General features: G+C 70.5%; 5 protein-coding genes. All 5 read right to left on the bottom strand.

Going from position 1 to position 5,231, the window contains the following annotated elements; all coding sequences use genetic code 11:
* A partial coding sequence (locus tag AB3X43_RS17205; protein ID WP_473965141.1) for a D-alanine--D-alanine ligase occupies positions 1-500 on the bottom strand: 500 nt, incomplete at its 3' end.
* Positions 500-1,909 (bottom strand): UDP-N-acetylmuramate--L-alanine ligase, encoded by a 1,410-nt coding sequence (murC, locus tag AB3X43_RS17200; protein ID WP_369431095.1) that lies wholly within the window; start codon positions 1,907-1,909, stop codon positions 500-502. The genes murC and AB3X43_RS17205, both read right to left, overlap by 1 nt.
* Entirely contained in the window at positions 1,906-3,000 is a 1,095-nt protein-coding gene (gene murG / locus AB3X43_RS17195; protein ID WP_369431096.1) for an undecaprenyldiphospho-muramoylpentapeptide beta-N-acetylglucosaminyltransferase, read from the bottom strand. The genes murC and murG overlap by 4 nt, the downstream gene beginning before the upstream one ends.
* Positions 3,001-3,031: 31 nt before the next feature.
* Positions 3,032-4,276, bottom strand: coding sequence for a putative lipid II flippase FtsW (gene ftsW, locus AB3X43_RS17190; protein ID WP_369431094.1), 1,245 nt, complete (start codon positions 4,274-4,276; stop codon positions 3,032-3,034).
* A partial coding sequence (gene murD / locus AB3X43_RS17185) for a UDP-N-acetylmuramoyl-L-alanine--D-glutamate ligase (RefSeq protein WP_369431093.1) occupies positions 4,273-5,231 on the bottom strand: 959 nt, incomplete at its 5' end. The genes ftsW and murD, both read right to left, overlap by 4 nt.

The raw sequence follows: 5,231 nt of genomic DNA, 5'->3' as shown, positions 1-5,231 counted from the left end.
GCGGTGGTCACCTTGGTCACGCCGATCGACGAGCCCTCGCGCGGCGGCTTGATGATCAGCGGCAGGCCGAGCTGCACGGGCATGGCCGCGATCGTTGCCGCGTCCTGCTGGTCCGGCGCGAGCCAGACATGGCGCGGTGTCGGCAGGCCATCGGCCAGCCAGACCCGCTTGGTCATGACCTTGTCCATCGCGATCGCGGACGCCATCACGCCGGAGCCCGTGAACGGAATGCCCATCATCTCCAGGGCGCCCTGGACGCAGCCGTCCTCGCCATGCCGGCCGTGCAGCGCGATGAAGCAGCGCGCGAAGCCCTGCGCCTTGAGTTCATGGAGATCGCGCTCGGCCGGGTCGAAGGCGTGGGCGTCGACCCCCTGCGACTGCAGCGCCTGGAGCACGCCGGCACCGCTCATCAGCGACACCTCGCGCTCGGCCGATGTGCCCCCCAGCAGCACGGCCACCTTGCCCAGGCTGCGCGGATCGATGTTCAATTGCCCGGCCATCACGCACGCCCTCCGACCAGCTCCACCACACGCGCCGGCACACCGCCGATCGTGCCCGCCCCCATCGCGATGACCACGTCACCGCCCAGCGCCTGCTCGGCGATGGTCTGCGGCAGGTCGGCGATGTCGTCGACGAACAGCGGATCGACCTTGCCCGCCACGCGCAGCGCGCGCACCAGCGCCCGGCCGTCGGCCGCGACGATGGGCGACTCGCCCGCCGAGTAGACCTCGGTCAGCAGCACGGCGTCCGCGGTGCCGAGCACCTTGACGAAGTCCTCGAAGCAGTCGCGGGTGCGGGTGTAGCGGTGCGGCTGGAAGGCCAGCACGAGGCGCTGGCCCGGAAAGGCGCCGCGCGCGGCGGCGATCGTCGCCGCCATCTCGACCGGGTGGTGGCCATAGTCGTCGATCAGCGTGAAGCTGCCGCCGTGGCTGGCCGGGTGGTCGCCCCAGCGCTGGAAGCGCCGGCCGACGCCGCTGAACTTCGCCAGTGCGGTGACGATGGGCGCATCCGGCAGCTCCAGCTCGGTGGCGATGGCGATGGCGGCCAGCGCGTTGCGCACGTTGTGCTCGCCGGGCAGGTTGAGCGTGACATGCAGGTCGGCCAGCGCCACGCCGTTGCGGCGCTGGCAGGTGAAGCGCATCTGGCCGCCGGGCAGCGCCTGCAGATCCACCGCGCGCACCTGCGCGTCCTCGCCCAGGCCGTAGGTGATCACGGGGCGCGAGATCATCGGCATGATCGAGCGCACGCCGGGGTCGTCGCTGCACAGCACCGCGGCGCCGTAGAACGGCATCTTGTGCAGGAACTCGACGAACGCCTGCTTGAGGCGCGCGAAGTCGTGGCCGTAGGTGTCCATGTGGTCGGCGTCGATGTTGGTGACGACGGCCAGCACGGGCAGCAGGTTCAGGAAGGACGCGTCCGATTCGTCGGCCTCGACCACGATGTAGTCGCCCGAGCCGAGCGCCGAGTTGGCGCCGGCCGCGTTCAGCTTGCCGCCGATGACGAAGGTCGGATCGACGCCGGCTTCGGCCAGCACGCTGGTGACCAGCGAGGTGGTGGTCGTCTTGCCGTGCGTGCCGGCGATGGCGATGCCCTGCTTCAGGCGCATCAGCTCGGCCAGCATCACCGCGCGCGGCACCACCGGGATGCGCTGCGCCCGCGCGGCGACCACTTCGGGGTTGTCGCCCTTCACCGCGGTCGAGGTCACCACCGCCTGCGCGCCAGCGATGTGCGCCGCGTCGTGGCCGATGTGGATGCGGATGCCGAGTTCGGCCAGGCGGCGGGTGACCGCGCCATCGGACTGGTCGGATCCCGAGACGACATAGCCCAGGTTGTGCAGGATCTCGGCGATGCCGCTCATGCCGGCGCCACCGACGCCGACGAAATGGATGTGCTTGACCGCGTGTTTCATGAAGTCTTGGTGGAAGGCTGGGTGAGTTGTTCGATCTCGTCGGCCACCCGCTGCGCGGCGTGCGGCAGCGCCAGCGCGCGGGCCTGCTCCGCCATCCGCAGCAGGCGGGGTCGGTCGAGGTGGCGCAGCAGGTCGGCCAGCCGCTCGGGCGTCAGCTCGGTCTGCGGCAGGTGGAGACCGGCGTCGTGCTGCGCCATCCACTGCGCATTGTCGCGCTGGTGGGCGGTCGTGCTCACCACCAGCGGCACCAGCACCGACGGCACACCCGCCGCGCACAGCTCGCTCACCGTCACCGCGCCCGCGCGGCAGACGATCAGGTCACAGTCGGCCAGCCGGCGCGCCATGTCATCGATGAAGGGCACGACCTCGACGCCGGCCGAGCCGTGTTCGAGGTCGAGCAGCCCCGCCTGCGCATAGGCGGCGCGCACCTTCTCGTGGTGCGCCAGGCCGGTCTGGTGGGTGACGGCAGGACGCTCGGCCGCGGACAGCCGGGCCAGCGCACGCGGCACGGTCTCGTTGAGCACCTGCGCGCCCAGGCTGCCGCCGACCACCAGCACGCGCAGCGGCCCGGTGCGACCGGCGAAGCGCTGCGCAGGCGGTGCGATCGCCTCGATCTCGGCACGCACCGGGTTGCCGGTGACGATGCCCTGCGGCACCGAACGGGCCGCATCGCCATCGAAACCGAAGGCCACCCGGTCCGCGAACTTCAGCAGCGAACGGTTCGACAGCAGCAGCCCCGCGTCCGCGTTGACCAGCACCAGCGGCCGGCCGAGCCAGTGCGCCGCCAGCCCGCCGGGGAAGCAGACGTAGCCGCCCATGCCGAGCACCGCGTCGGCCTGGCGCCGCTTCAGGATGCCGCGGCAGGCCACCAGCGCCTGGAGCAACTGCACGCCTCCACGCAACGCACCGAACGCCCCCTTGCCACGCAGGCCGGCGAAGTCGATCGTGTCCATCGGCAGACCCGACGGCGGCACGAGGCGGTTTTCCATGCCGTGCGAGGTGCCGAGCCAGCTCACCTGCCAGCCGCGCGCCTGCAGTTCGCGCGCGACGGCCAGGCCCGGCATGATGTGGCCGCCCGTGCCGGCAGCCATCACCACCAGATGCCGGCCATGGCGTGCTGGATCAGCGTTCACGGCTGCCTCCGCCGCGCAGGATCTGGCGGTTTTCCATGTCCACCCGCAGCACGACCGCCAGCGCCACGCAGGTCAGGATGATGGCCGAGCCGCCATAGCTCAGCAGCGGCAGCGTCAGCCCCTTGGTCGGCAGCACACCCAGGTTCACGCCCATGTTGATGAAGGCCTGTCCGCCGATCCACAGCCCGATGCCCTGCGTGGTCAGCCCGGAGAACACCCGGTCCAGCGCGATCGCCTGGCGCCCGATGATGAAGATGCGCCGCACCATCCAGAAGAACGCCAGGATGACCGCCAGCACGCCCGCCAGTCCCAGCTCTTCGCCGATGATGGCGAGCAGGAAGTCGGTGTGCGCTTCGGGCAGGTAGTGCAGCTTCTCGACCGACTGGCCCAGCCCCTGGCCAAACACCTCGCCGCGACCGAAGGCGATCAGCGAGTGGGTCAGCTGGTAGGCCTTGCCCATCGCGTTCGCTTCGTCCCACGGATTCCAGAACGCCTTGATGCGCTCCCAGCGGATCGGCGACAGCCAGATGATCGACAGCAGCGCCCCCAGCAGCGTGGCGACCATGATGGCGAACACCTTGCCGTTCACGCCTCCGAGGAACAGGATGCCGACCGCGATCAGCGCGATGACGATGAAGGCCCCCATGTCCGGCTCGGCCAGCAGCAGCAGCCCGATCACGCCCAGCGCGATCGCCATCGGCAGCACGGCACGGGTGAAGCTTTCCTTCACGTCCATCTTGCGCACCATGTAGTTGGCGGCGTACATGGCCATGGCCAGCTTGGCCAGCTCGCTCGGCTGGAAGTTCATCACACCGAGCGGGATCCAGCGCCGCGAGCGGTTCACCACCCGACCGATGCCGGGGATCAGCACCATGACCAGCAGCAGGAGCGCTGCCACGAACAGCCATGGCGCCATCTTTTCCCAGGTGCGCATGGGAATGGTCAGCGTCGCGCACGCAGCCACGATGGCCAGCGTGATCGACAGGATGTGGCGCATCAGGAAATAGCTGGACGTGTAGTTGACGTACTTCGGGTTGTCCGGCAGCTGGATCGAAGCCGAATACACCATCACCAGCCCGAGCGACAGCAGCCCTGCCACCACCCAGGCCAGCATCTCGTCGAAGCCGACCCAGCGCGTGGGCGTGCCCGAAGACATCGCGGTCCAGTTGCGCACCGGCACATCGGCCCGCGTGCGGCGACTCCACCAGTCACCGAGTCGGCCGATCGCGCTCATGCGCCCAGCTCCCCGTGCTCGCTGGCCAGCGCCTGCACGGTGTCGTTGAAGACCTCGGCGCGGTGGGCGTAGTTGCGGAACATGTCGAGGCTCGCGCACGCGGGGCTGAGCAGCACGGCATCGCCGGGTCGCGCCTGGGTGTAGCACCAGCGGGTGGCCTCTTCGAGCGTGGCGAAGGTCTGCATCGGCACGGCCACGTCCTGCAGCACGCGGCCGACCGCAGCCGCATCCCGGCCGATCAGTGCAACGGCACGGGCATGGCGCTCGACGGGCGCAGCCAGTGGCGCGAAGTCCTGGCCCTTGCCATCGCCACCGAGGATGACGACCAGCTTCGCCGGCGCCCGGTCGGCACCGAGCCCGGTCAGCGCGGCGACTGTCGCACCGACGTTGGTGCCCTTGCTGTCGTCGTAGGCATCGACGCCGTCGATCGTGTGCCGGTATTCGACGCGGTGCGGCTCGCCGCGGTATTCGCGCAGGCCATGCAGCATCGGCGCCAGCGGCACGCCGGCGGCGGTGGCCAGCGCCAGCGCCGCGAGCGCATTGGCCGCGTTGTGGCGACCGCGAATGCGCAGCGCGTCCGCCGGCATCAGCCGCTGCAGCGTCGTCTCGACCGGTGCCGCCACGGCGCCACGGCGCGCACGCACCGGCGTGTCGTCCGCCGCCTGCGCACGCACCAGCCAGGCCATGCCGTTGTCGACCACCAGCCCCCAGTCGCCCACGCGGCGCGGGACGTCCAGCCCGAAACGGACCACGTGCGCAGGGGCATCGCGCGGCGCCATGGCCTCGACCCGGGCATCGTCGGCGTTGATCACGCACACGGTGTCCGGCCCGAAGAGGCGCGCCTTGGCCTCGGCGTAGGCGGCCATCGAGCCGTGCCAGTCGAGGTGGTCCTGCGTCACGTTGAGCACGGTGGCGGCAGTGGGATTGAAGCCGGTGACACCATCGAGCTGGAAGC

It is taken from the genome of Sphaerotilus sp. (assembly GCF_041083715.1).
Taxonomy (GTDB): domain Bacteria; phylum Pseudomonadota; class Gammaproteobacteria; order Burkholderiales; family Burkholderiaceae_C; genus Sphaerotilus.
The sequence above is the reverse complement of the archived record's forward strand: the minus strand, read 5'-3'. Positions and strand labels throughout refer to the sequence as shown.

What these genes read in the sequence shown, in the direction of transcription:
- murC (WP_369431095.1), bottom strand. Translation starts at nt 1,909, where the DNA reads ATGAAACACGCGGTCAAGCACATCCATTTCGTCGGCGTCGGTGGCGCC.
- murG (WP_369431096.1), bottom strand. Translation starts at nt 3,000, where the DNA reads ATGGCTGCCGGCACGGGCGGCCACATCATGCCGGGCCTGGCCGTCGCG.
- ftsW (WP_369431094.1), bottom strand. Translation starts at nt 4,276, where the DNA reads ATGAGCGCGATCGGCCGACTCGGTGACTGGTGGAGTCGCCGCACGCGG.